Raw genomic sequence first — 22381 nt, forward strand, 5'->3', positions numbered from 1 at the left:
AGGGATACAGAGCGCGCAGTTGCTGGCATTCGGCTAACGTTGAAAATTCCAGGATTTTCCTAGGCGCAGAGTGATCAGGCTCGTGGTCAGCAGGTAGTAGTAGCGCGTCGATTTCGAGTTTGAGTTCATGTGGTGGTTCAAAAACCAAACGAGATGCTTTCTTTGCCATGTCCATGGATTATCTCGGTTCCAGCGTTCAGAAATGGCTGCTTGAATAGTCTTTGCCTGGCGGATGTGACGTTCTCGTGTGGCATGTGCTCCAGTCAGTGCCCCAGTCAAGAAGATCTCCATATCGAATGGTTTATTCATACCCGACCACCGATGTACGCCGATACCACGTCGATTCGACCGTGTCCCAGCTCATAGCTGATTTGTAAGCGTGCCTCTCGATCAAGGCATGGATCGAGGCGCCTGCCCCTGCCACCGTTGATGGGCGCTAGGTGATGGGTGATCTGCTCATAGCGTTCGCATGCATAAGCCGCGCGCAATTCGTGGAAGCTTTTGAGGTTGTGCGTATGGAGGATGTCTCGGGCGAGGCGTATGACACTTGGTTGGAAATCGAGGTAGCTCTCGTTCGGTGCCAGCAGGTTGCGGCTACCGTCGGGAGAGACCTGTTCGGCGTACCTGAGCGCTTCGCGAATATGGTCATCCACCCTGATCCACCGAGGCGCGGTTGCGCCGCCGCGGCCACCTTTGGTGCCATCCTGGATGTTGATCTTGTCGTAGTGTTCGGCTTCTCTTCGCAGGCGCGGAAGGTCGGCCAAGATGGCCTCGCGCAAGTGCATGCCGGTGGCTCGCGTCAGCTGGGCGATGGCCGCCGCACGCGGCATTTGGTGTTCGCAGAGCACGTCGACGATCCGCTTCACGTGTTCGCGGTCTTGGCCTTGCGGCACCGAGCGACGAACACTGTTCCGCCGCATTCCCAGCGTCTTGCTCGGACTCGGCACTTTCACATACTGATCACCGCGAAGTGCGGCCATGGTTCGGTTTACGCTGGACAACCGGTTTTGCGCGGTGGCGATGCTGATAGCGCCTTGTTCAACTTGGTGACGCAGATGGCCGGCGTAATCTAGTAAGGTCTTCCGATCAATTTGTCGCGCATCGTTAATCCCTGGTCCATCCTTCGACCGACACCAGCGTACAAACGCCTGCCAGCGATCGCTATGCGCTTTGACCGTGGCGAAGTGGCCACCTGCAAACAGATCCTTGAGCGCTTGCGGTCCGGCATAACTCAGTTGCCGGCCATAGCCAAAATTCCGCCCATCTCGTCTACCGACCAATCCCATGACCAAACTCCTCTCGAAGCCAAAACGTTGAAGCTTTTCCCCACGTCATCCCGCCAAGAATGTTGAGTGTTATCAGGGATCAAGGCCCCTGCGACCTGTGAGGGTTGTCCTCTAACGCAGGACTGGCGGCTCTTTACGACCGGGAGCTTGGGCATCTCATGATCTGACCTCCTGAACATTTCCAAAGAAGTGGGCGGGTGGAGGCTGCACTGGCCGACGAGACCGGCGCCGCGAGATCCTGAGTCGGGTGAAGGCAGTGAAGCGATGACCGGGGCGTGCCTGACTGTCAGTCAGGTGCAGTCCACTCCGTGGGCTGCGGCACCATCATCTGCATCGCTGTTGCTGGTGATTTCGGTGTTTGTCACGCCGATTGTCACGAGGGGGGATGCCGCAAAGCCTTGTACGATTTGGGCTGCAGCAGCGGTAGGAGCGCCCGTCTCTTTCCGGAAGAAAGAGACGGGCGCAGGTTGGCGCACGGAAATGGCCAAGTGGATAGGGTTGCTGCAGGGCAGCTATGAAAGGGGATGAGTTGCCGCAGTGGGCACACTGGTAAAAGTAGGCATCCATCACATCGCTGTGACCGTGCGAGCCGCCGGACGCTAATCGCACTTTGGGAGAACCACCACGGTGTGGCGTAGCCTTAAAGGTTCTGGCTACCTGGGTTGCAGTCAACGACAGCGCTTTGCCCGATCTTTTCTACGCCTGTGGATAATTCGGGTCAAGGCTCGAATTGTCGGGGTTTCTGCGGCTGTGGATGAAATTATTCACCGGTGGAAATCAGTGGTTTTCCACAGATAGTTGTGTGGGCTTTAGTTTTTTTAAGTGAGGTCCATCCAAACAGGGCGGCTTTGCAGCCCCGCTTGGATGGACCCGCGTGGACAAGCGGATCATCGAGCTTTCGAGAACGTACGCTTACTTTGCTGCGCCGCGATTGGCTTTTGGCCGTGTGACATTCGTGCAGAGTCGTGAGGAGTGACATCCTCCTGCTGATGGGTGACTGGGAATCGGCTCCACCAGTTCATGATCAGTCTCCGCTCGTCGAGTTGCGTGCGACTATGGAAGACTGAGTACAATCCCCGCACGTATGTCTTTTCTTCGACCTTTTGCAGCTACTTGAAGCAGGCTGATCATTTAGGAAGTCTTTTGATGTCACTCAATCCCCACACCCTTGAAGACCTGCCCTCGCTGGTTGAATCTGTCGAGCTCGAATGCAAGCTCGCTCAGGGGCAGGATGGGAAGGGAGAGTTGCCTAAGGATTTCTGGTTAACCTACTCCGCTTTTGCTAACACTCAGGGTGGGGTAGTACTGCTTGGCGTGCGCGAGAAGGATGGGCAGTTCAGCGTCGCAGGCCTATCAAATATCGAGAAAGTACGTACTGACCTGTTCAATACCCTCAACAATCCGGCCAAGGTCAGTGTCAATCTGCTGACTGACCGGGAGGTGGTCGTCAGAGAGCTGGAGGGCAAGCAGGTACTTGAAGTGAAAATCCCGGCGGCTTCGCGTAAGCAGAAGCCGGTATTTCTCAATGGTCAGCCGCTAGGTAACACTTATCGTCGATTACATGAGGGTGATCGGCGTTGCTCTGAGGAAGATGTTCGCCGCATGTTCGCAGAGCAAGTGGAGGACTGTCGGGACGAGCGGATTTTGCCGAATTACGACTTCGCGGACATTGATCCGGACAGTCTGCGTATCTACCGCCAGATGCTAAGCGACATAAAACCAAGCCATCCAGCGCTGGAGTACCAAGGGATTGAGTTTCTCCGACAGATAGGAGGTTGGCGTAAGGACCGCGCGAACGGAGTCGAAGGGCTGACTCTGGCAGGTTTACTCATGTTCGGACGCTGGCTTTCGATCCAAGAGAGTGTGCCGCATTACTTTGTGGACTATCAGGAGCGGCCGTACGCCAAAACAGAACTACGTTGGGTGGATAGGCTCGTCCCTGATGGAACCTGGTCAGGAAATCTGTTTGATTTCTACCGGCGGGTTTATCGCAAGTTGGTTGAGGACTTAAAGGTACCGTTCGCTCTCAAAGGTGATCAGCGCCAGGATGACACACCGGTACATGAAGCTCTGCGCGAGGCTTTGGTTAATACCTTGGTCCATGCTGACTATACCGGGCGGGTTTCCGTGTTAGTCGTGAAGCGTCCTGACTTGTTTGGTTTTCGCAATCCTGGCGGCTTACGTTTACCCCTTGAGCAGGTGTTGCAAGGTGGTACCAGCGATTGCCGGAACAGGCTAATGCACCAAATGTTTCTTCTTATCGGCCTTGGCGAGCGTGGTGGTTCTGGGGTTCCAAAAATCTACAGCGGGTGGCGCAGCCAGCATTGGCGACCGCCAGCCCTTTATGAAAAGCCCGAGCCCGAGCAAACCCTGCTTGAGCTTCGCATGTTGGACTTGCTTCCAGAAGGGGTGGTGGAGCAGTTACGAGAGCGATTTGGGGTTCGTTTCGAAAGCTTGGAACATACTGCTAGGTTGATTTTGGCCACAGCCGCGATTGAGCGGGTGGTCAGCCATAATCGTCTCCTTGAGATTTGTGATACTCATGCTCATGACTTGAGCCAACTGCTTGCACGGTTGGTACGCGAGGGATTCCTTGTGCCCGACGGGCGATCACGGGGCATGATTTATCACCTGCCGGGTGAGCAACTGCCTACGCCGGAGCAAGTGTTCGCAGGTCCGCTACAGAGCTCCGAACATTACGCCGGCAGCTCCGAACATAACGGGGCTAGCTCCGAACATAACGCAGGTAGCTCCGAACATAAGGTCGAGCTGGATATGCAGCGAAACGATGATGGCTGCCTGTTGAGCGATCATATTGACGCGCCGCTGATCGATGCTTTGGACAGGCTTGATGCAGGGTTTCGAGAAAAGCTCGAAATACTGGCTGAGGAGCCGCGCAATCGAGAGCGCATGCAAAAGGATCGTATGCAACAGGTGATTATCACCCTATGCAAGGAGCACTATCTGACGCTCAACGTTTTGGCTAATTTGGTAAAGCGCAGTCCAGATGCCCTCCGTCAGCAGTACTTGAATGGAATGGTGAAAAGCAGGCAGATTCAGTTGGCATTTCCGTCCAAGCCGACTCATGAAAGGCAGGCGTACAAAGCGTACATTAGTGGACAGGACGAGGAGTAGGCTAACGGCCTACTCCCTCAAGCGGCTTTTCGCCTTGAGCCGCGTGACGTTCGTCCCGGTCTGGTTTGCAAATTCGTGCGGGGTGACATGCTCGTGCCGGTTGGCCCCCAGATACCGGCTCCACCAGTTCATGATCAGCCTGCGCTCCTCAATGAACTCGGCCTTGTGGATGTAAGCGGCGCGGACGTTGTTCCGCTCTTTGTAGCTCATCTGCCGTTCAATGGCTGTCTCCGACCACAATCCTGACTCGATCAGTGCGCTGCAGGCCATCGAACGAAACCCATGCCCGCAGATTTCGGTTTTGGTGTCATAGCCCATTTTTCTGAGTGCGCTGTTCACCGTGTTTTCAGACATGGGTTTCCAGGGCTTGGCATCGCCTGCAAACACCAGGTCGAATTCGCCGGTGAGGACGTGGATCTGTTCAAGCAGAGTCACGGCTTGCGGTGATAAGGGTACAAGGTGGATGTCCCTGGCCATCTTTGTACCCCTTGTGGAAAAGGGTACTCCGTCCAATGCTGGACGAGTGTCCGGTATCTCCCAGGTGCCGCGTTTGAGGTCGAACTCGCCCCAGCGGGCGAAGCGGAGTTCGCTGGAGCGTACGAACACATGCAGCGAGAGCATGACCGTCAGCCGGGTAAGTGCGCGGCCTTTGTAGGTGTCGATCCGCTCCTGCAGTTCCGGCAGTCGCGATAAGGGTAGAGCGGGGCGATGTACCACCCGCGGGGCTTTGATCGAGCCTTCGAGGTCGTAAGCAGGGTTTGTGGTGATAAGCCGGAGGCGCTTTGCCTCGCGCATGATGCTCTGCAGGTAGTTTTGTACCCTTAAAGCAACGTCGATCGTTCCGCGCTTCTTGATCGCTTCCAAGGGCTGCGTGAGGTCATGGGTGTCGAGGTCGACAATGGCGCGGGCGCCGATCAGCGGGAATACGTGGGTTTTGAGGCGGCTCATCACAGTCTTGGAGTGGCCTGGTGCCCACTTGGCCGACATTTCTGTGTGCCAGTCCAGCGCAACGCTTTCAAAGGTTCTGCCTTTGATCACGGCTTCCGCCTTGGCTTGGTGCTTGGTCTCTATGGGATCAATGCCATCCGACAGCATTCGCTTGACCTCCAAGCGCTTGCGGCGCGCATCGGCGAGGCCAATGACGGGGTAGTTGCCGAACGAGGTCAGTCCTTCGCGTCCGTCAGGTTTGACGTAACGGAGCCGCCAGCCTTTGCGGCCATTGGGCTGGACTAGGAGGTAGAGGCCATCGCCGTCGAAAAGCTTGTAGGCGCGGTCTGTAGGTTTTGCCAGGCGGCAAGCTGCGTCGGAGAGCGGAGCTGTGGTGCGCGACATAAGGGTACTCCCTTTTATCGAAGTGACCTGTATCCCAAACTCTACCCTTAAAACGGTTGGAATCCACCAGCTTCTGACGGAAACCGATGGAACCCAAAAACGAAAAAACCCGCCAGAAGGCGGGTTTTTCGGGGGTTTCAGAGATTTTGAAAGCCTTCTCTGGAACCTTGTATGGTGCCGGCACCAGGAGTCGAACCCGGGACCTACTGATTACAAGTCAGCTGCCTTAGCTCGAATAATCATAGGCTTGCGTACATTTTATGTACGTGACGCATAAGCTACGGCTCATGTTTCACTGGCTGCTGCCGATCTAATGTACGTGGTGAAGAAACGTTTTTTCATTGAAGATTCAGCTGCGCTTGTGGATAACTGCTCGAGATTCGCAGCCATCTGCGCCCCGTCGTGCTTCGCTTTTGGCGTTAGACGAACGAGTACGCTGTGCTACTATCCGCGGCCACAGCGGTAGGGTGAACGGCGCTGGCGTGTCATGCGCATTCCCTTTGCAGCTGCTATATATAGTGCTAAAGCTTTGTACAAGATCCTTTGAGGTTCCATGGCAGCTACTATCAAGCCCCACGGCGGTAAACATGCGATCAGTAACGTATTGTTTCTGTTCGAGTTCTCTGCGCCATTGGCACCGCACGCTTTCGCCAGCTTGCTGGAGGGGACCCAGCTCCACGACCAGTTGGTGGGGGATTTACCTCGGGTTTCTAAGCAGCAGCAGATGATGTTGAACATCCCCCAAGGGGCTGGTGCTGAGCAATTTTTTGGCGCGCCGTTTCCCAGTCCCTTTGGCGGACCCTTTGGCCCTGCAGGGCCAATCTCAGGCATTGCCTTCGATAGGGTTAAGCCAAACGGCGAACCAGCGCTTTCAGTCAACATTCAGGCGAATGCGCTCATCATCGTGTGCGGCGAATACGTGCGCTGGGCTGGACTGTGGGCAGAGGTCAGGAAATACCTATCAATTCTGACCCCTTGGCTGGGAGACACGAAGTTCTCTGCGCTGTCTTTGCAGTACACAGACGCCTTTAAGGTGAATTTCCCGCGAGGTGAAGCTCAACCCCTTGTAGAGCTTTTTAGCCCGCAGAATAAGTACTTGCCACCGACCTTCACCTCGCTGACTGACGCTTTCCATTCTCATCATGGTTATTTCAGCCGGCCCGAGTTCGGCCTTCGTGGCAAGCTACTGACCAACGTGAATGTAAATGTAACCGAAACCGCTTCGGTGTTCGACGTTCAAATTACGACAGTCCATAAGTACCAGCTGTTTGAAATGTTCAACCCGGTTGTAAATGGTCAGTTGAACGATCAGATGAATGACGTATTCCAATACCTGCATGATCAGAATAAATTGGTAGTGGGGGATATGCTGACGGATCAGGTTAAAGATATGATCTCGTTCAACACAGTCCATCCCAACTAAGGAGAGTTGCTATGGCCGTAGCTATGGAAACACAGTCCACGATTCTGGATCAGCCTCCACCATACGTGGTGCAGATCCCGACTACCAAAAACGCGCCTAAAACGGTGATCCCTCAAGGGCTTACGGGTTTTTTTGTGCAGCTTCCTCCCACGCACACCAATAGCAGGGATGTGGGTATGAGCAGGCTTTACGCGAAGCTACATTCGTATCTCCAGGCGGATAACGACTGGGACGGATACGGCGGAGTGCCGGCCACCTATGCCTCGTGGGTCAACGCAGTTGAGTTTCTGCACGTCCTTCCGATTAGATTTGAAGCTCCTATCCCCATGCTGGCCGGTGACGGAGAGATTTCCCTTTTTTGGAAGGAAGCTGATAGCTACATAGAGATATCCTTCCCTGGGGACGGGACGTTTCACTACATATATAATGCTCCCGGCCAAAGATTCGCGAGTGCCGATTTGGCGCTCAACGAAGCGGTTCTTCATTCTGGCTTCTTGGCCCATTTGGATTTGGTCTGACTTATATATGTCATGTAGGGCATTGTTTGAAGGATTACCGACTGGGAGGGGCGAGGTCTCTACCCGCGCTAAGCTGATCGACGCCAGCTTTCCAGATGCATACTGCGAGTGTGAGTCCGTCAGTAAATTCTCTCCTCGCGTGGTAGGCGCTGAGGAGCATTTACACAGATTCGTTTTTTCACCGCTGCATTTGCACGATGGTGAAGTGCTCCCAGCGCTGTTTTCCGATGCCAAGGATAAAGGCTTATCTTGCGAAAGAGCTGATACGGCAGCGATCGACCCGCAAAGTCATGAGCGTGGACGCCAGCAGGCTGTGGCTTACAATCTGGTCAAGCCAGAGGACAAGCCTGAGAGGACCTACCTCGGAGCCGTCACAGCGACTTGCGTGGCGCTTCGCAGCCTGATGATGGATAACAAGAGGCTCTTAGCGGTGTACGACACCGCTCTCGAGGATAACGTAGTCCATGCCGACGTTTTCGAAGTTGCGGGACGTTCGAATGCGGAAAAGAAGCAAGCTCGAAAGGACCTTGCAGACGCATTCACAAAGGTACCGATAAACGTCTAGCCTCCGGATGGATCTACCAGAGGCAAGCTCAAATCATAGACGTCCATCATCGCTTCATCTTTGTGCCCTGACGCCTGCTGCTTATCCGCCCGGGTGCCCACCGTGTCAGTGATGCCCTTGCGCTTGAAGTCGTGCATCCCGAATCGCTGATCCTCGGTCAGAACACTTTTCTCGATCGCCTGCACGATCAGCCGCTGGAATGCTGTATCAAGCCCCGACTTCGACAACTGTCTGCCGGTGGCGGCGATGATCAGGAAGCGCTGGTCTGCGCGGATCGGCACCGGCACACGCTTCCGCTCCCAAGTCTCCGACCTGATGGCTTTGGCTGCATCCCACGCCGCCCGCAGCCTGGGCGTCCAACGGACAATATTGTCTCGGCTGCCCTTGCGGCGGTTGGTGAGGACGCCTTCGGCGAGCTCGTTCTCGTCGGTGAGCGTGATCGTCTCGATACCGCGTAGGCGGCAGAGGTAACCGATTTCCATCACATACCACAGGTAAGGGGAGCAGGCCCCTGGCTGACCGCTCTTGAGCTGGCCTTGTTGTTTCGCGAACCTGATTAGGTTAACCATGACAGTATCGTCTGGCAGTCGGCGCTGCTTTCGCTCTTTCGGCGACTCAATGCCCTTGGCTGGGTTGTCCTTCACAAAACCACGGTTACGGCCCCACTGCATCACTCGGCGCAGGTAGCGCAGTGAGTGGGCAGCTTTGGAGGGGGTGCCATCTTGGGCTATCTTGTCGATGATCCGCTGGACGAGCGCCGGCGTGAACTTGAGCACCGCCAGTTCGCCCAGCGGTTTGCCAAGCTTCGTCGGAAACGCTAAAAGAACATCGCGGGAGTAGACATAGTCGTCGTGGGTTTTCTCGCTGAGGACCTTATACTGGTCGCTCTTGTGGAACTCATCACAGAGGTATTGCAGGCTGTCGCGGTCGACGCCGTTGCGCTCCTCAATGAGGCGGTGAAGCTCTGAAAGCGTCACGTTACCCGCGCAAAGGTTCTGCCGCTGTCGCCGCCCGGCCTCATTGAAATACAGGATGTACCAGCACCCAGCGCCCCTATGGTCGAAATAGACCGAGCGCGGCAAAGCCGCCTGGTCAATGTGCCCAGGGATGTTGGGATTGTGTTGGCGCTTTCGACCACGTTTCATACGATGTCCGCACTGTAGCTGCCGGTATCCAAGGTTTTTAGCCCGCCCGCCTGGTTGATCAAATCCACCGTAGTCCAGGGCCCCTTTCGTCCACTGAAGATTCGAATTCCTTGGGAGCGCAGCGCTTTTTCAACGTCTGCCCGGCGGCTATATCCGGTTACGCGTTGTAAGTCTTCAAACTCAAGTACACGGGCTGCGCTCATACTGCCTCCCGCTTACAGATATGAAGCCCTTCGATCATTCCGCTGTAAACAATATCAATAATTACCACTTGCTCGCCCAGGGGCTGGGCTTGAGCGTCCTTAAACTGGGCTAGTAACAGCGCGTTTCGTTCCGATTCCCACTTCAGGGCAGCCTCGGCGTTGGCGAGACGTTGCGATAGGGCGTCGTAGTCCGACTCACGAACGCAGCGGATGTTTTGTGCGTTGTAGGACCAGAAGCGCTGCACACTGTCATGACGATCTTGGCCATCAAGCAGGGTGCGCAGCGCCGAAACCATTTTAAAAAAGCCCTCGTTCATCTTATCAATGTCAGAACACAGGTATACCGATTCACGCCGAGAAGCCCCCCATTTGCCAATGCTTGCCCGGTATCGCTTCGGCATGCCGTCATTCATTTGCTTGGTGATCATGGCCAATGCCTCAGTTGTGATTGCGGATCGAATAGCCTGCAAGCTTCTGCAGGGGATTCGGTCGTTCGCCGCGAGGATGAATGCCAATGCGCGCCTTGAAACCATCGAGGTTGACAGTGGCGCCGTCATAGTTGAGTCCCGGCTCGAGACCCATGAACTGCATCGGAACGCCGCAGTGCGTGCATACGATGCTGATTTCTGCCATGAATCGACCTTTGTTTTTGATTCGAGCAACACTTACGGTCGCCTTGAAGTCTTCATGCTTACAAGCCATTGCAATCGCCCTCTCCTGTTAGATCCGAAACGATTGATGAGCGCGCGACGGCAGTAGCTTCTGCTCTGCGGGGTTGTGCGCCGTCGGATTGGATCTCACACACGAATCTGTGTCGTTTCCGGTTGGGCGCAGTCAGCGCCTTGGTCAGATCAGGCAGAACGTCAAGGCATTGCTCGTAGGCGTGAGGTCCCTTCCAGCTATCAGCCTTCACCACCTGGCAGTCTGTATGGGTTGCGTCCGCGCACGGGTACAGCAGTAGGAAAACGGTCATACGCCAACCTCCTGCTGGGCCAGACTCAGCGCAATCGCCACTGGCTGCACCCAAACCGAAATGTTGCTGAGTATGAATGTCTCCCCAGCCTCGGAAAGCAGCAGCGTCATGCCGAACACATCCGCCATTGCCCGTGCCGCTGCGCGTGGTACCGCGTTGCCAATCCGCTCCCGGTGCTGGCCGTCGTTGATTCCGTCCAGCCGGAAGACTCCCGCCTGTTCAATCTTGCGAACGCGCTGCATGCGCTCGATCTCATGGGCGATCTGTGGATCTGCTGACCAGTGATCTTCTGGGTCGAACAGTGATTGCAGCGCGGCCAACTCCAGCGTGGTGAACGGCCGGTGCCAGGTCCCGTCGAGGCTGGTGATCATGCAGGTCAGCCGATCGTTGTGCGCCGGCATGCGCTGATCGGCAACTGACCAGCGGCCGTTATCGTGGCAAGCACTGGCAGATATGGCGCCGGCCGGTGCGCTGTATTCGACCACGCCGTAATGCCCGCCAGTCAGGTACGCATCGCCCTTGCTGCGCGACATTCCTGGGCGAGGATCTGCGATCGATAACGCGCCGCTGGCAACCTGTTGCGAGCCAGTCACGGTCTTGGCGCTCTCGCACCAGGGCGTGATCCGCAACTTTTGCGTGCTGGCATTCGGGTGCCATGTTTTATAGGCGGGATCTGCCACGGCGAAAGCGCCTTGCCCGGTGGTGCTGCCGGCGATGACGGTGCCGGCCGGCTTGCTGTAGTCGGTGACCAGGTACTTGCCGAAACCCTTGGACGGTTGCCGAGGGTCGGCCACGGCCTGCCCGCCAGAGCTCGGCCCTTGTCCTGCAGTCACAGTGCCGGCGGTTTGATCATTGCGTACCACGCGGAACATATTATTGTGGCGCTCGTCGGTCATGCGCGGATCAGCAACGCTGAACGTCCCTTGCCCCGGGCTGCGTTGACCGGTTACGACACCGCAGTGGCGGTCATAGGGCAGTACGCCGAATTGGGTGTACTCGAATTTGTTGGTGGGTCGCGGATCTGCCACGGAAAACTTGTCGTTCATTGGGCGGCTCGCACCTGCAACCACCCCGGCTGTATCGTCCCAATCGACAACCCCGAGTACGCCGTATTGGTAGTCAGGCACGATCACAAAGTCGCGCAGGTGCCCGTCCTCGATCGCAAACCGGCTCAGGCTGCGCCAATCCTTCCCGGCCTCGACCAGGGCTAGGCGTATCCATGTTTTCCACTGCAACGCCGGCACGCGGTGCATCGGCCCTGCCTGATCTATATCGCCTGCCAGCGGCATGCGGCTCAGCACGTCACCGACGGCACGCAGGCTGCGTTTCTCTGGTTCGTACAGGAACGCCGGGACCTTCTCTACGTGCCTGGCCACCAGCAAGAAGCGTTTTCGGCTCTGGGCCAATCCACCAATTTCGCCACAGTCGTGGGTGGTTTCAGCCACCGCGTATCCGTAGTGTCTTAGCAGCTTGGTGATCTGGTCCAGCAAGTACCGGCCACGGGTAGCCAGGCGCGGTACGTTTTCGAACACGATCAGCGACACCGGGTTGTACTTCCAGGCTTCGCACATCAGCCATACGCAACGCAACGTGAGCTCATTGAGCGCCCGGTACTTGGGCGTCTGGCTCATGGTCTCGGACAAAAGGCCCGAGGCACCCTTGCAGGGACTGCTGATGAACACTGCATCCGGATCTTCGTTGCTGGCAGCGCGGCGCAGATCCTCGGCGGTGGCTTCCTTCCAACCGGCGGGCGGCTGTTGGCCGTGGAACGCGGTGTATTGTTCGCGGGTGAACAGGTCCATCAGCGTGCCAGATACACCGGTCATCATCTGGAAATCGCGCAACCCGGCGGGGTCGACGTCGACGCCACCCAGGCAGCGCCATTCAGCTTGCACAGGTCCCAGGACCGGTTTGGAGTCGCTGAAACCAGCAGCGCCGCTGCCGAGACCGCAGCAAAGATGGAAGTGGGTGAGGGTGCGCTTAAGCATGGGAAGCCTCCCGCACGGCATAGCAACTCACATTCCCCGAAACGTGCGTATACCCCGCGACAGGCTGCGCAGGCGGGCGTCCCGAAGCGGTAAGCGTTGCATCACTGACCGCTGCCCCGCGCAGCTTTTCGTGGGGTATACGTGCCTCGGCAGTGGCGCTGGAAGGAGCAATAATGCCTGCTGCTGCGCAGCAGAGACTGTTTGTTTCTGACGTGTCGACACCACTGGTGCTGCGGAGCAAAGCGGGCAGGGCGCTGGTGTTTTCCAGTTGGTTCTTCATGCCGCTTTCCTCCGATGTTCGACAGCGAGTTGGTCCATCAGGCGCTGGTAGTAGGTGAGTCTGGCTTCTGCGGCAGGCCATGGACGGATGATTTCGGCCATAGGTTGTATGCCGACCAAACAATCCCAGATAGCCGGATCGGTTGGCATGAGGTCGCGGCGTTCGGTGGCCAGCGCAATCAAGTCGGCCTGGTGAACGCATGCAGGAAGTTGTGCAGCAATGTCGAAGCGTTGGCACACGCGTTGCCATACCCAGTCTTCAAAGTCCTGGTATGCGTGTAGCCACTGCTTAAGTGGCTTGGTCATGTCGCCCAGGTACGCCTCTGGCGCGTCGTGGAGTAAGGCTACGAGCTTGTGTTCTTCCGGCACCAGCTCGGCGACGATGCAGCAGTGTTGCGCCACGCTGTAGAACTCGCGGGTATGCCCGTTGAAGCGGCAGAGGTGTGCCAGTGAGTGGGAAATATCCCGTGGGTCGATCATGTCGGCGTCAGGTTCGAACAGGTCAAAACGTTTGCCGGTGTGGGTGAGGATCCAGTTCATGCGGCCTCCTTCACGAGATCGGCCAGCAGCAGGGCGTTGTCAGTTGCCTTATGCAATTTGCGCAGGGCGTCGTAACCGATCAGCGCTTTCAGCTGCCGGTCAAACTCTTTGTTATGTCGAGTCATTACGCTCAGTTCCTTCATAGCCTTGTTGTACTGCTGTTGCAGTGTTCCAGCGGCCTGGGGCGTCAGACGCATCATTGGGATAGGGCGACTCATGCTGCATCCTCCTGATAGAAGGAATCCAACTCGGCGGCCATGCTCAAAGCGTGGCCGCGCAGAATGAGTGCTTGAGTTGCGTGGCCTTCCGATTTGATCGCTTGAAAGAAGTCGGCGGCGAGTTTGAGTTTTCCCGCGATGGCCAGAAGGATCTGACGGTCCTGGGGTTCCCTCATCAAAATCAGTTCTAGGCGCTCACATCGCCGTGTGGCGTTTTCGAGAGCAGTGGCGCCCGACGACTCGCCCTCTTCAATGCCCTCGATATAGCCCTTACCGTGGCCGTCGTCGTAGCCTTCGCTCCAGCCATCCTTTAAGCCGCCTCGATACCCGACCCAATACAGAATGGCGAGTGCAATTACGAAGCTGATCAATGCGAAAATTTCAAATGCTGTCATTTGGTTTGCTCCTTGGGTTGTATACCGCTTGGCTGGTGGCGCAGCGGTTGCGGTGGTGCGACTGTTATCGACGTGTGTCGGTCAAAAAGTCATCGCTCTTCTGGCTGGGGTTGAGTGTTTGTCAGCTCCTCGTCCGCAGCATCTGCCTGTGTATCAATGAAGATGGCCAGATGGCGGATGTCGATAAAGCGGGGGCGCTTGGCGCTGGTATCCAGAGTCGTGATGGGTAGCGCTACACGGCCGCTTGTCAGTGCACGAGTGAAGTTGTCCTGGTTGAGATTGCTGAAGTAGCGTTCACGTACCTGTTCGACGGGTACGAGCAGATCCCCGAGCGTTCGGTACAACAGGTCAACGGTCTGACTTCTCGGCGCTATCGGCAGGCGCAGTTCGCGCTGTACGGAGGCCGTCATGCTGCATTTGCCTTATCTACTTGCGCCTTGAGCGTGCCGAGCGTCAGCTTTCCAGATTTACGTTGTGTCGGTTCTTTAGTGTGGGGTTGGTGGCTCGCTCGAATGTCTCGGTTGATGGCTGCCAGTGCTGTACGTGCCGTGCTGGCAAACGCCACGAAACGCGGTAGTGGTGAAGTACTGTCTAGCGGTTCGAGAACGGCACCCAGTTCAACGCCTTCAATGCCATTGCCAAGGCGCAGCATGGCGCGAGCACGGTAGTTGGGGCCGAGATCAATCACGAGTTGGTCGAGAGCGGCCGCCAGTTGTAGGTGCTCGATTTGCAGCGGTGCGCCGGTGATGGTGAGGGAAACGTCGGCGGCAGTTGCGGCCAGGGTGAGATTGGCAAGAATTTTCTCAGCCGTACGACGTTCTTCAGGCAGGTTCAGTAGTTCGATCAGTAGGGTGTCAATCAGTTTGCGGTCCATGTGTGTTCCCTCGGGGGTGGTTCCAGGCGATCTCAACGTGGGTACGTACCAGAGCGCGTAGGTGCTCCGGTACTTCTGCCAGCGCGGCGACGCGTTCCTCGCGGGTTCGCATCGCCGTGATCTGGCGGGCGTACTGGCGCGGCCATGCTTCGGGCTGTCTCATTACGCGACTTCTCGCGGGTCAGGTACGGTGGGTGGGGCTGGGCGCTCAATACCGATCTGCCTGGCCAGCCAGGAAATGCCAATATCGGTCACGCGCGTAGTGCGCTTGTATTGCATGCCATGCTTCTCGTGAAACCAGCGACTTTCACGGGTGACCAAAAAGTCTTTGGTCAGGGCAGGGTTGGTTGGAAGGTTGCGTTGATCCAGCAGGCCTTTGTCGCGCATGCGTTTCATCAACTCGCGGTGCCCCAGGCCCAGGCGTTCGGCTACGCGTTTGAGGGATAGGCTCATGGCGGCACCTCATGCGGCGGCTGCGAGGCTATTGCGGTAGCCCTGCAGGAATTGGTTGAGGTATTCAGCCAGGATTGTGTGGGCGCGCTGGTTGTCGGCGGGCAGGGTGAACAAGTAGCCGGCGTCGTCGAGTTCGAGCGTGGCGATATAACCGCCACGTGGGTTGCGCTGGATCTGAAGTGACGGCTCTAGTTCATCGGCGATAAGGTGGTAGATGCCGCGCCCACGTCGGATAGCCAGACGTAGGGTGGCCTCTATATCGCTGACAGCTTCATGCTCATCTACGTCAGGCACACCGGTAGTGCTGCGGCCATTGGCGATACCTTCAATAAAGCTCGCAATGCGCGTGGCGTTGTTTTTGCGGTGCTTATCAAGGGTGACAGAGTTGAGCGTCCCGCAAATCTGCACCAAGACCGTGATGCCGGCATTGCACTGATCGATCTCGACCCGAGCCGCTACGGATTGGCAGCCATCACACGAATGCAGGGTGTGATTGAACGTGCCGCTAAGGTTTACCTGGGCCTGTAGTCGGATGTAGGCGCTGGCATTGAGAGATAGTTTACTCATGCTGCGCGCCCTCCATCGTCTGGATTGGAGGGAGTTGGAGTTGGGCTGGTGGTTGATTTGCGTTTAGTGGGGGCGAAGGCGCAGCCGTGGATTATGGCTAGGCGGCGCACCTCGAAAACGCGGCTTTCTGGGCACGTTGGTAGGACGTGCAAGGTTGCGGTTTGCATGGGAATTGCCTCGCTCTGTGGTAGGAGAGTGAGGCAATTAAAGTTCTCTTAACTTTTCAAGTCAAGCTTGCTTATGTATTTTGTTAAGAGGGCTAGAATTATAGGGGGCCGGCGTGCCATACGGCCCGTCCGATGATGAGTAGATGACCAATGCTTGTATCGGTAGCGCTCTCATCCGGATAAGCGCGTTTGTCCTCGTTGTCGCTTCGAATTATCCAGCCGTTGGTGAGCGTGTGGACTAAGCGCTTGATGCTGATGTCTCCGTCTGGGCGCTGAATTGCATAGATTCTACCGTTCAATGGCTCCCGCTGGCCTTCGTCAATCAGCAGCACATCATCATCAGCAATGGTCGGGAACATGCTCATTCCTGTGCTGTAGATGACCTTGAGGTTCTTTTCCTTCAAGCCCATTCGGCTAAGCCAGTCTCTCCTAAACATTAGGCCGCCGAGGTCTTCTATGTGGTGGTTTGTGTGACCCGGGCCTGCACCCGCCTTGGCGGTGAATTGGGGAATCAGCACATGGCCCTCCTCGAGGGCACCGGCGTCATATTTGTCCCCAATGCCTTCGGCAAGCCACTGTGCTGAGAACCCGGTAGCGCGTGCGAATAAGAAAAGATTTTCAGCCTTGAGGCTCCCGTCTCCCTGGGCTAACTGGCTAATTCTGGCAGCACTCAGGTTGGACTCTATGGCCAAGACGCTGGCTTTCTTTCCGCACTTGGAAATGGCGTATGCGATTCTTTCCGCTGGAGTATTCATTAAGCTAGCTTAAGGCTTACTTTGTTTGGAGTCCTTCACTTGCTTGCCAAATAAGTTAAGTGTGCTTACTGTATTGGGCAGGCAAACAGGAGAGCACCATGCTCACGACAGAAGTAATCGCCTTCTTCGGAGGGAAATCTAAAGTGGCTGCGGCTCTGAAAGTCTCTCCCGCTGCAGTATCGCAATGGGGTACTGAGCCGCCGCAGTCACGCCAATACCAGGTTCAAGTGCTTACAGATGGAAAGCTCCGGGCGACAGTTAAAGCGTCAACCCAGCAAGCCGCTTGAATGAAGTAAAGGGCAGAGCGGCGCGGAGCAAACCAATACCACGCGCCGTTCTACCACCCCCCCCTAGGGCACGGATGCCTTGGGTTGCCTGCTAACCCACCACGATCTGCAGGCTGTAACGACAGGGCACATGCGGAGCGTGTGCCTTGCCATTGGGGTGCAGCCGGGTTTTCTACCACAGAGCAACCGGCTGCATGCGACCACCTGTAAGTGACCACGGCGTAACTGTACCAAACAGGCATGCGGCGGTCACTGGCAGAGTTTTTGGAGTTTTGCCATGAACCGTAAACAGTTCAATTCCATTGAGCGCGCACGGCGTTCGCTGTTGACTCTACCGCAAGCTTTGCTCCACGCCGCACGTGATTATCCGGGCGGCGCCACTGCCATTGCCGCTATCGACGGCGGCAACGCCACTACCCTCAATCACAAGCTGAGCCTGACCAACACCAGCCACACGCCTAACATTGGCGATCTTGAGTTGGTGCTGGATGCCACGCGCGATCCGCGCATCGTAGACGCGTTGCTGCATCCAATCGGTTGGGTGGGAATCGACGTTTCCGAGTTGAGCGACACCGACACGGCGCAGTCGCTGATGGCAGGCATTGGCGAGTTGCTTTCTCGTGAGGGGGAGTTAGCCACGCATGTATCGACGTCGTTGTCTGATGACAAATTGGATGAAGACGAACTGGCTGAGTTTGAACTGCTGGCCGAGCGAATGGTGCAGGCGGTGTTCAAGTTGCGCGCAGTGCTCCGCAAGATGCATGCGGAGGATCTGCATTATGTCTGACAACGCAGATGTGGCTGATAACGTCATTGCTCTTAATTTCGCAGTGGCCATGGCCGCGCGACCTACTGCCAATCCAGGCCAATGTACGCTCGAGTGCGTGGACTGCGGGGATGTCATCCTAGAGGCTCGGCGGTTGGCAATGCTTGATCGCGGCTGTACGCGCTGCACTGACTGCCAGGACCTGGCAGACCGGCGTGGGGTACGGCATGACTAATCACGAACTACTTGATGATGTGTTGGCCCAGTTGCAGGGCTACGGACTTAAACCAGAAACGCCACTGGTGATTGGTAAGCGAACGCGTTGCGAGTGCGACGGTGATAAGGCCCCGGAGAAAACGGGCTGGTATGTGATCTATGACCATCTGACTGGTGACGGCAAAACACTGTATTGCGGCGCGTTTGGCGACTGGCGTCAGGGTGAAAAAGGCAGTTGGCAGAAGATCAAGCCTAAGGGCGGGCGGCTGAGCGCTGAAGATCGAGCGGTGATGCGCGCCAGGGCCGAGGAGGGTCAGCGTAAGGCCTCCTTGGCCGAGGATCGAAAGCATCGCACTGCCGCCCGGCGCGCTGCTGGTATGTGGAAGCACCTATCTGAAAAGGGCGGATCGCGTTATTTGGATGCCAAGCGGGTAGTCGGGATCGGTCTGCGTTACAAGGCGAAAAGCGGTACGGCTTTTGTGCCGATGCGCAATGTGAAAGGCGATATCGTCGGCCTGCAGGTGCTGTATCCCGAAAAGCAAGCAGCTACGGGCAGGAACAAAACCTATTGGCCGTATGGTTTGGCGAAGGAAGGCGCATTTCACCTGATCGGCCCGGAGCCTGAGCCGGGCGATGTGATTCTGATTGCAGAGGGATACGCGACCGGCGCCAGCCTGCACATGGCGACCTCGTTGACGGTATGTATTTGCTTTGATGCTGGCAACCTGTTGGCGGTGGCACAAGCCATGCGCACAAAGTATCCCGGCCGGCAGCTGGTGTTTTGCGCAGATGATGATTGGAAGACTGTAGTGAATGGGCACCCGTATAACGCGGGGGTAATCAAGGCTAGCAATGCGGCGGTTGTGGTTGGTGGCCAGGTGGTTATGCCGGTATTCGACAACAACCGGGAAGACGGCTGGACCGATTTCAACGATCTTCACTGCGCTGAGGGCCTGGATACGGTGCGCCGTCAGGCACTAGCGGTGGTGCGTCCGTCTGCTGATGAGGGGTGGCGCGAGAAGCTGCAGTATTCCGAAAAAGGCGGGTTGATCGTACATCCATTCAATGTGGCATTGATTCTGGGTAATGATAAACGCTGGGCCGGGGTAATCGCCTGGGATTCGTTCAGTTCAAAGACCCGCAAGTTACGTACGCCTCCATATGGTGGTGGCAAGGGCGACTGGAGTGATCTGGACGATATTAGGGTGGCGCTGTGGCTTGCTGATGTGTACGGGCTGCGGGTGAAGACTGCCCACGTGGTTGAGGCAGTAAGTGCGGTGGCGAATGACAACGCTTACCACCCGGTGCGCGAGTATCTAGAAAGCCTTGAGTGGGATGGCCTGCCACGCCTTGAGCGTTGGTTGCAGGATCGGCTGGGCGTTAAGGATAGTTCGTACACCCGCAAGGTGGGCAAGCGCTGGATGATTTCTGCGGTGGCCCGCGTGTGTCGACCTGGCTGTAAGGCTGACTCAATGTTGATTTTGGAAGGCTTGCAGGGCGAGGGGAAATCCACGGCTGCGCGGGTATTGGGCGGCGAGTGGTTCATGGATACGTCATTTGATCTGAGCAGCAAAGACGCCTATCAGGCGATCCGGGGCAAGTGGATTGTGGAGATGGCCGAGCTGGACTCATTGAACAAGGCAGAGTCGACCAAGGCCAAGCAATTCGTCTCATCGCCCATCGATACCTACCGCGAGAGCTATGGCCGGCGGATGCTGGATGTGCCCCGGCAGAGCGTTTTTATCGGTACGACCAACCAGGATGAGTACCTGAAGGACGATACGGGCAACCGCCGTTACTGGCCGGTGATGTGTACCAAAGTTGATCTTGAGGGCTTGCGAGCCGACCGTGATCAACTCTGGGCCGAAGCGTTAGCCTGTTTTCGCGCGGGTGACATATGGTGGGTGGAGCGCGATGAAGCTGATGTTTTTGCCGCTGAGCAGGATCAGCGTTATCAGGCCGATATGTGGGAAGACCTGGTGGTCGGCTACCTAGCCGACAAGCATATTGGCGATACGGTGACAGGCGCGCACTTGCTTGAGCACGCGCTTAACATCGATCCAAGCCACTGGGGTCGACCCGAGCAAATGCGCATCGGCAAGATTATGCATCGGATGAATTGGCCCCGCCGGCGCAAGGGTAACTGTGTGCGTGGTGTGCGCAGCTATGAGTATGTGAAACCGCCGGAGTGGAAGCGAAGGTCGGCGGTGCCCAGGCAGGAGACCGCATTTTGATCCCGGAAATGGATGAGATGTTGAAATTGTGGGCGCTCGATATGCACGGTGGCGGCGGCCCTAACGGATCTGCCAGCAGTATGTTGGGTCAATTGATCGATTGCCGGGGGGAATTGATTCGAGGCACGCGCGGCGGTTCGAAGATGCTGCTGCCATGGAGTGCAGACATTGAGGTGATCGTAAACAAGCGTCTGTCCTGGCATCTGGCCCAAGTGGTGCAGGAGCATTACCTGAACCGTGAAAGCGTAGAACGCCAGAAATGGGCGCACTGCGGGTGTGGTCGAACGCAGTTCTATGCGCGCTTACACTCGGCACATCTGGAGATCGCAGGCATGCTGCTGGAGCGCGTAGCTTGATGGCGCGGCGCGTCCCTGTACGGCCTGCTAGTGTTTTGGCGGGTGGGTCAACTGCGCGCCGCGTGTTAATTGATGATGGCCCACCGTCCCACCGTTTTTGCATCTTTCCCGCATGTGACGCACACACCCACATACGCGCGCGCGTACGCGCAGCGTTTATTAATTCTCCCTTTACATGGAAAAAGTAATAAATGGTAGGACGGAGGGGCGCCGCTTTGATTTATCGGTGTTTGAGTCGTCGCGCCTCTCTTGAAATCAGTGGGACAGGAGGGTCAATGCCTGCGGCGCTATAGCCAGTGACGTTATATGTCCGTTGATTGCAGGCGTATTGCCGTTGATTACCGTTGATTGCAGGGTGGCAGCGCTGAGCTCTTGCTGCCACCGGACTGAAGGGGTATAAATCAGTCATGTTCAAAGAGGTACGCAAACAGCGATCTCACCAAAAACCCGGCCTTTGTGCCGGGTTTTTTCATTTCTCCTCAGACGTACTACTTCGTACAGACAATTTTCCTTTGGAGCTGAGAAATGGAACGAGATCAGAGGCTGTTGGTGAAAATTCTAGAGGTCTGCATCAAGGACTCCGATGACTGGAAGCTCGATTTATCGGCCAAGGATATACGCAGCAAATTCTCCCGCACCGAGTGTGTTGATTGGTCCGGTGTAGTCGTGGATGGCCATATCGAGCTGCTTGTAGATTTGGGTTGTATCAATGTTGAAGGGGAAACTCCGGATATACGTATCCAGCGCGTCACCAATGCGGGATATAACTATCTCGACAGAAGTAAAAGGCTGAGTTTGCGCAGCAGTGAGCTTCCCATCCACTAGACAACAACGTCTTTGAGCCCTGCCTAGTGCAGGGCTTTTTGTTGGCGCGTCGACGCGATGATGAATTTTCAGCAAGCTCTGATATGCTTGCGCCGCCATTCCTCAGTCCGCCCTCCATCCCTCTCATTTGGGGGCTGGACTGAGGAGTGGTCTTCACCCGACCATTGAGTCGGTTTTTTTGCGCTCACATTGTCGAAGGCCGAAAAAAAACGGGCCTCTGACTAAAAAAGGGGAGAGCGTCATGGTTTTGCGTGGCATGGCACAGATGCATGTCGACGACTTGGCTGAAAGATTCAAGACGTTGGTGGTTGGGCATTCTGGTGAAGCGGACATCCAATTTGCATGGGTTGTTTTTTATCAAGGGCGAATGTTTGGCGCGTATTCAACTGCTGAGCAAGCTCTCCAGAAAATCACGGATATTGAGCACTGCGTTAGCGTTGATGAGGTCCCAGTCCCTCAAACCTAATCTGACTAACTTCCCATTCAAGCCCTGCCCAGTGCAGGGCTTTTTCGTTTAAGGGGCCAAGGCAATGACGAACGAACAGCAAGCGCTGGCAGAAATGCCGATCTGGTTAGTGATCGTCCTGGCCCTGGTGGGCGGTGTGTCGGGCGAGATGTGGCGAGCGGACAAGGAGGGTGCGCGTGGCTGGGCGTTGATCCGCCGATTGGCCCTCCGGTCCGGCGCCTGCGTGGTGTGCGGAGTGTCGGCCATCATGCTGCTGTATGCGGCAGGCATGTCGATCTGGACCTCCGGGGCACTGGGATGCTTGACCGCCATGGCAGGTGCAGACGTAGCGATCGGGCTGTACGAGCGCTGGGCGGCCAAGCGCCTTGGTCTGCGTGAAGCACAAGCCAACGGTGACGCTGGACCATAAACATCT

28 protein-coding genes are annotated in these 22381 nt (G+C 56.5%); 11 read left to right on the forward strand and 17 right to left on the reverse strand.

Annotated elements, in window-relative coordinates; all coding sequences use genetic code 11:
* Positions 1-33: 33 nt before the first annotated feature.
* Complete coding sequence (locus BBG20_RS31535) at positions 34-309, reverse strand: hypothetical protein (protein WP_083221310.1); 276 nt, start codon at positions 307-309, stop codon at positions 34-36.
* Positions 306-1286: an integrase domain-containing protein gene (locus tag BBG20_RS01705; RefSeq protein WP_065899664.1), complete on the reverse strand. Its 981-nt coding sequence runs from the start codon at positions 1284-1286 to the stop codon at positions 306-308. The genes BBG20_RS31535 and BBG20_RS01705 overlap by 4 nt, the downstream gene beginning before the upstream one ends.
* 1146 nt (positions 1287-2432) lie before the next feature.
* Here BBG20_RS01705 and BBG20_RS01710 point away from each other — a divergent pair.
* Positions 2433-4421: an RNA-binding domain-containing protein gene (locus BBG20_RS01710; protein ID WP_065899666.1), complete on the forward strand. Its 1989-nt coding sequence runs from the start codon at positions 2433-2435 to the stop codon at positions 4419-4421.
* A 9-nt stretch (positions 4422-4430) separates the two neighbouring features.
* Here the strand turns inward: BBG20_RS01710 and BBG20_RS01715 are convergent, their stop codons facing one another.
* Positions 4431-5753, reverse strand: coding sequence for a tyrosine-type recombinase/integrase (locus BBG20_RS01715; RefSeq protein ID WP_065899668.1), 1323 nt, complete (start codon positions 5751-5753; stop codon positions 4431-4433).
* 553 nt (positions 5754-6306) lie between these two features.
* Between BBG20_RS01715 and BBG20_RS01720 the strand changes: the two genes are divergently transcribed.
* The 3 genes from BBG20_RS01720 to BBG20_RS01730 are packed head-to-tail and all read left to right on the forward strand — an operon-like array spanning position 6307 to position 8259.
* Positions 6307-7176 carry a TIGR04255 family protein gene (locus BBG20_RS01720; protein WP_065899670.1) on the forward strand — a complete coding sequence of 290 codons (870 nt, stop codon included), beginning with the start codon at positions 6307-6309 and terminating at the stop codon, positions 7174-7176.
* An 11-nt stretch (positions 7177-7187) separates the two neighbouring features.
* Positions 7188-7694, forward strand: coding sequence for a hypothetical protein (locus BBG20_RS01725; protein ID WP_065899672.1), 507 nt, complete (start codon positions 7188-7190; stop codon positions 7692-7694).
* A gap of 22 nt (positions 7695-7716) precedes the next feature.
* Positions 7717-8259: a hypothetical protein gene (locus BBG20_RS01730; RefSeq protein WP_141697255.1), complete on the forward strand. Its 543-nt coding sequence runs from the start codon at positions 7717-7719 to the stop codon at positions 8257-8259.
* On the opposite strand, the gene BBG20_RS01735 is transcribed toward BBG20_RS01730, so the two are convergent.
* The 14 genes from BBG20_RS01735 to BBG20_RS01800 form a co-directional block, all read right to left on the reverse strand.
* Positions 8256-9404, reverse strand: coding sequence for a site-specific integrase (locus tag BBG20_RS01735; RefSeq protein ID WP_065899677.1), 1149 nt, complete (start codon positions 9402-9404; stop codon positions 8256-8258). The two genes, BBG20_RS01730 and BBG20_RS01735, sit on opposite strands and share 4 nt — an antisense overlap.
* Entirely contained in the window at positions 9401-9607 is a 207-nt protein-coding gene (locus BBG20_RS01740; RefSeq protein ID WP_065899680.1) for a DUF4224 domain-containing protein, read from the reverse strand. Before BBG20_RS01740 ends, BBG20_RS01735 begins: the two co-directional genes overlap by 4 nt.
* Positions 9604-10035 (reverse strand): hypothetical protein, encoded by a 432-nt coding sequence (locus BBG20_RS01745; RefSeq protein WP_065899681.1) that lies wholly within the window; start codon positions 10033-10035, stop codon positions 9604-9606. Before BBG20_RS01745 ends, BBG20_RS01740 begins: the two co-directional genes overlap by 4 nt.
* Before the next feature lie 10 nt (positions 10036-10045).
* Positions 10046-10309 (reverse strand): hypothetical protein, encoded by a 264-nt coding sequence (locus tag BBG20_RS01750; protein ID WP_065899682.1) that lies wholly within the window; start codon positions 10307-10309, stop codon positions 10046-10048.
* A gap of 267 nt (positions 10310-10576) precedes the next feature.
* A complete protein-coding gene (locus tag BBG20_RS01760; protein WP_065899683.1) occupies positions 10577-12568 on the reverse strand; it encodes a DNA cytosine methyltransferase in 1992 nt (663 codons plus the stop codon).
* Positions 12561-12848 (reverse strand): hypothetical protein, encoded by a 288-nt coding sequence (locus BBG20_RS31545; protein WP_083221311.1) that lies wholly within the window; start codon positions 12846-12848, stop codon positions 12561-12563. Before BBG20_RS31545 ends, BBG20_RS01760 begins: the two co-directional genes overlap by 8 nt.
* Positions 12845-13387, reverse strand: a complete 543-nt coding sequence (locus BBG20_RS01765) for a phosphohydrolase (RefSeq protein WP_065899684.1) — start codon at positions 13385-13387, stop codon at positions 12845-12847. The genes BBG20_RS31545 and BBG20_RS01765 overlap by 4 nt, the downstream gene beginning before the upstream one ends.
* A complete protein-coding gene (locus tag BBG20_RS01770; protein ID WP_065899689.1) occupies positions 13384-13605 on the reverse strand; it encodes a hypothetical protein in 222 nt (73 codons plus the stop codon). Before BBG20_RS01770 ends, BBG20_RS01765 begins: the two co-directional genes overlap by 4 nt.
* Positions 13602-14000, reverse strand: coding sequence for a FliH/SctL family protein (locus BBG20_RS01775; RefSeq protein ID WP_065899691.1), 399 nt, complete (start codon positions 13998-14000; stop codon positions 13602-13604). Before BBG20_RS01775 ends, BBG20_RS01770 begins: the two co-directional genes overlap by 4 nt.
* An 89-nt stretch (positions 14001-14089) precedes the next feature.
* A complete protein-coding gene (locus BBG20_RS01780; RefSeq protein WP_065899693.1) occupies positions 14090-14410 on the reverse strand; it encodes a pyocin activator PrtN family protein in 321 nt (106 codons plus the stop codon).
* Positions 14407-14874, reverse strand: coding sequence for a hypothetical protein (locus BBG20_RS01785; protein WP_065899696.1), 468 nt, complete (start codon positions 14872-14874; stop codon positions 14407-14409). Before BBG20_RS01785 ends, BBG20_RS01780 begins: the two co-directional genes overlap by 4 nt.
* A gap of 162 nt (positions 14875-15036) precedes the next feature.
* On the reverse strand, positions 15037-15327 hold the full coding sequence (locus BBG20_RS01790) for a phage antirepressor KilAC domain-containing protein (protein ID WP_065899698.1): 291 nt from the start codon (positions 15325-15327) through the stop codon (positions 15037-15039).
* Between the two features lie 9 nt (positions 15328-15336).
* Positions 15337-15894, reverse strand: a complete 558-nt coding sequence (locus tag BBG20_RS01795; protein ID WP_065899700.1) for a hypothetical protein — start codon at positions 15892-15894, stop codon at positions 15337-15339.
* Positions 15895-16159: 265 nt separating this feature from the next.
* Positions 16160-16816 (reverse strand): LexA family transcriptional regulator, encoded by a 657-nt coding sequence (locus BBG20_RS01800; RefSeq protein ID WP_065899702.1) that lies wholly within the window; start codon positions 16814-16816, stop codon positions 16160-16162.
* A 98-nt stretch (positions 16817-16914) separates the two neighbouring features.
* Between BBG20_RS01800 and BBG20_RS31555 the strand changes: the two genes are divergently transcribed.
* The 7 genes from BBG20_RS31555 to BBG20_RS01830 all read left to right on the forward strand — a co-directional run bounded on the left by BBG20_RS31555 (position 16915) and on the right by BBG20_RS01830 (position 22375).
* Complete coding sequence (locus BBG20_RS31555) at positions 16915-17103, forward strand: Cro/CI family transcriptional regulator (protein ID WP_083221312.1); 189 nt, start codon at positions 16915-16917, stop codon at positions 17101-17103.
* Positions 17104-17380: 277 nt separating this feature from the next.
* The gene (locus tag BBG20_RS01805; RefSeq protein ID WP_065899705.1) at positions 17381-17890 is read left to right on the forward strand and encodes a phage regulatory CII family protein; all 510 of its coding nucleotides are present in this window, start codon (positions 17381-17383) and stop codon (positions 17888-17890) included.
* Between the two features lie 206 nt (positions 17891-18096).
* Complete coding sequence (locus BBG20_RS01810) at positions 18097-20319, forward strand: VapE domain-containing protein (RefSeq protein WP_065899707.1); 2223 nt, start codon at positions 18097-18099, stop codon at positions 20317-20319.
* Positions 20316-20675, forward strand: a complete 360-nt coding sequence (locus tag BBG20_RS01815; protein ID WP_065899709.1) for a PA0613 family protein — start codon at positions 20316-20318, stop codon at positions 20673-20675. Before BBG20_RS01810 ends, BBG20_RS01815 begins: the two co-directional genes overlap by 4 nt.
* A 525-nt stretch (positions 20676-21200) precedes the next feature.
* Entirely contained in the window at positions 21201-21500 is a 300-nt protein-coding gene (locus tag BBG20_RS01820; RefSeq protein ID WP_065899711.1) for a hypothetical protein, read from the forward strand.
* A gap of 241 nt (positions 21501-21741) precedes the next feature.
* On the forward strand, positions 21742-21966 hold the full coding sequence (locus tag BBG20_RS01825) for a hypothetical protein (RefSeq protein WP_065899713.1): 225 nt from the start codon (positions 21742-21744) through the stop codon (positions 21964-21966).
* A gap of 64 nt (positions 21967-22030) precedes the next feature.
* The gene (locus BBG20_RS01830) at positions 22031-22375 is read left to right on the forward strand and encodes a phage holin family protein (RefSeq protein WP_065899715.1); all 345 of its coding nucleotides are present in this window, start codon (positions 22031-22033) and stop codon (positions 22373-22375) included.
* The last annotated feature ends 6 nt before the right edge of the window (positions 22376-22381 follow it).

Origin of the sequence: Pseudomonas aylmerensis, from assembly GCF_001702265.1 — a bacterium.
Classification (GTDB): domain Bacteria; phylum Pseudomonadota; class Gammaproteobacteria; order Pseudomonadales; family Pseudomonadaceae; genus Aquipseudomonas; species Aquipseudomonas aylmerensis.

Coding starts and splice junctions, on each gene's coding strand:
- BBG20_RS31535 (WP_083221310.1), bottom strand. CDS start 309: ATGAATAAACCATTCGATATGGAGATCTTCTTGACTGGGGCACTGACT.
- BBG20_RS01705 (WP_065899664.1), bottom strand. CDS start 1,286: ATGGGATTGGTCGGTAGACGAGATGGGCGGAATTTTGGCTATGGCCGG.
- BBG20_RS01710 (WP_065899666.1), top strand. CDS start 2,433: ATGTCACTCAATCCCCACACCCTTGAAGACCTGCCCTCGCTGGTTGAA.
- BBG20_RS01715 (WP_065899668.1), bottom strand. CDS start 5,753: ATGTCGCGCACCACAGCTCCGCTCTCCGACGCAGCTTGCCGCCTGGCA.
- BBG20_RS01720 (WP_065899670.1), top strand. CDS start 6,307: ATGGCAGCTACTATCAAGCCCCACGGCGGTAAACATGCGATCAGTAAC.
- BBG20_RS01725 (WP_065899672.1), top strand. CDS start 7,188: ATGGCCGTAGCTATGGAAACACAGTCCACGATTCTGGATCAGCCTCCA.
- BBG20_RS01735 (WP_065899677.1), bottom strand. CDS start 9,404: ATGAAACGTGGTCGAAAGCGCCAACACAATCCCAACATCCCTGGGCAC.
- BBG20_RS01740 (WP_065899680.1), bottom strand. CDS start 9,607: ATGAGCGCAGCCCGTGTACTTGAGTTTGAAGACTTACAACGCGTAACC.
- BBG20_RS01745 (WP_065899681.1), bottom strand. CDS start 10,035: ATGATCACCAAGCAAATGAATGACGGCATGCCGAAGCGATACCGGGCA.
- BBG20_RS01750 (WP_065899682.1), bottom strand. CDS start 10,309: ATGGCTTGTAAGCATGAAGACTTCAAGGCGACCGTAAGTGTTGCTCGA.
- BBG20_RS01760 (WP_065899683.1), bottom strand. CDS start 12,568: ATGCTTAAGCGCACCCTCACCCACTTCCATCTTTGCTGCGGTCTCGGC.
- BBG20_RS31545 (WP_083221311.1), bottom strand. CDS start 12,848: ATGAAGAACCAACTGGAAAACACCAGCGCCCTGCCCGCTTTGCTCCGC.
- BBG20_RS01765 (WP_065899684.1), bottom strand. CDS start 13,387: ATGAACTGGATCCTCACCCACACCGGCAAACGTTTTGACCTGTTCGAA.
- BBG20_RS01770 (WP_065899689.1), bottom strand. CDS start 13,605: ATGAGTCGCCCTATCCCAATGATGCGTCTGACGCCCCAGGCCGCTGGA.
- BBG20_RS01775 (WP_065899691.1), bottom strand. CDS start 14,000: ATGACAGCATTTGAAATTTTCGCATTGATCAGCTTCGTAATTGCACTC.
- BBG20_RS01780 (WP_065899693.1), bottom strand. CDS start 14,410: ATGACGGCCTCCGTACAGCGCGAACTGCGCCTGCCGATAGCGCCGAGA.
- BBG20_RS01785 (WP_065899696.1), bottom strand. CDS start 14,874: ATGGACCGCAAACTGATTGACACCCTACTGATCGAACTACTGAACCTG.
- BBG20_RS01790 (WP_065899698.1), bottom strand. CDS start 15,327: ATGAGCCTATCCCTCAAACGCGTAGCCGAACGCCTGGGCCTGGGGCAC.
- BBG20_RS01795 (WP_065899700.1), bottom strand. CDS start 15,894: ATGAGTAAACTATCTCTCAATGCCAGCGCCTACATCCGACTACAGGCC.
- BBG20_RS01800 (WP_065899702.1), bottom strand. CDS start 16,816: ATGAATACTCCAGCGGAAAGAATCGCATACGCCATTTCCAAGTGCGGA.
- BBG20_RS31555 (WP_083221312.1), top strand. CDS start 16,915: ATGCTCACGACAGAAGTAATCGCCTTCTTCGGAGGGAAATCTAAAGTG.
- BBG20_RS01805 (WP_065899705.1), top strand. CDS start 17,381: ATGAACCGTAAACAGTTCAATTCCATTGAGCGCGCACGGCGTTCGCTG.
- BBG20_RS01810 (WP_065899707.1), top strand. CDS start 18,097: ATGACTAATCACGAACTACTTGATGATGTGTTGGCCCAGTTGCAGGGC.
- BBG20_RS01820 (WP_065899711.1), top strand. CDS start 21,201: ATGGAACGAGATCAGAGGCTGTTGGTGAAAATTCTAGAGGTCTGCATC.
- BBG20_RS01825 (WP_065899713.1), top strand. CDS start 21,742: ATGGTTTTGCGTGGCATGGCACAGATGCATGTCGACGACTTGGCTGAA.
- BBG20_RS01830 (WP_065899715.1), top strand. CDS start 22,031: ATGACGAACGAACAGCAAGCGCTGGCAGAAATGCCGATCTGGTTAGTG.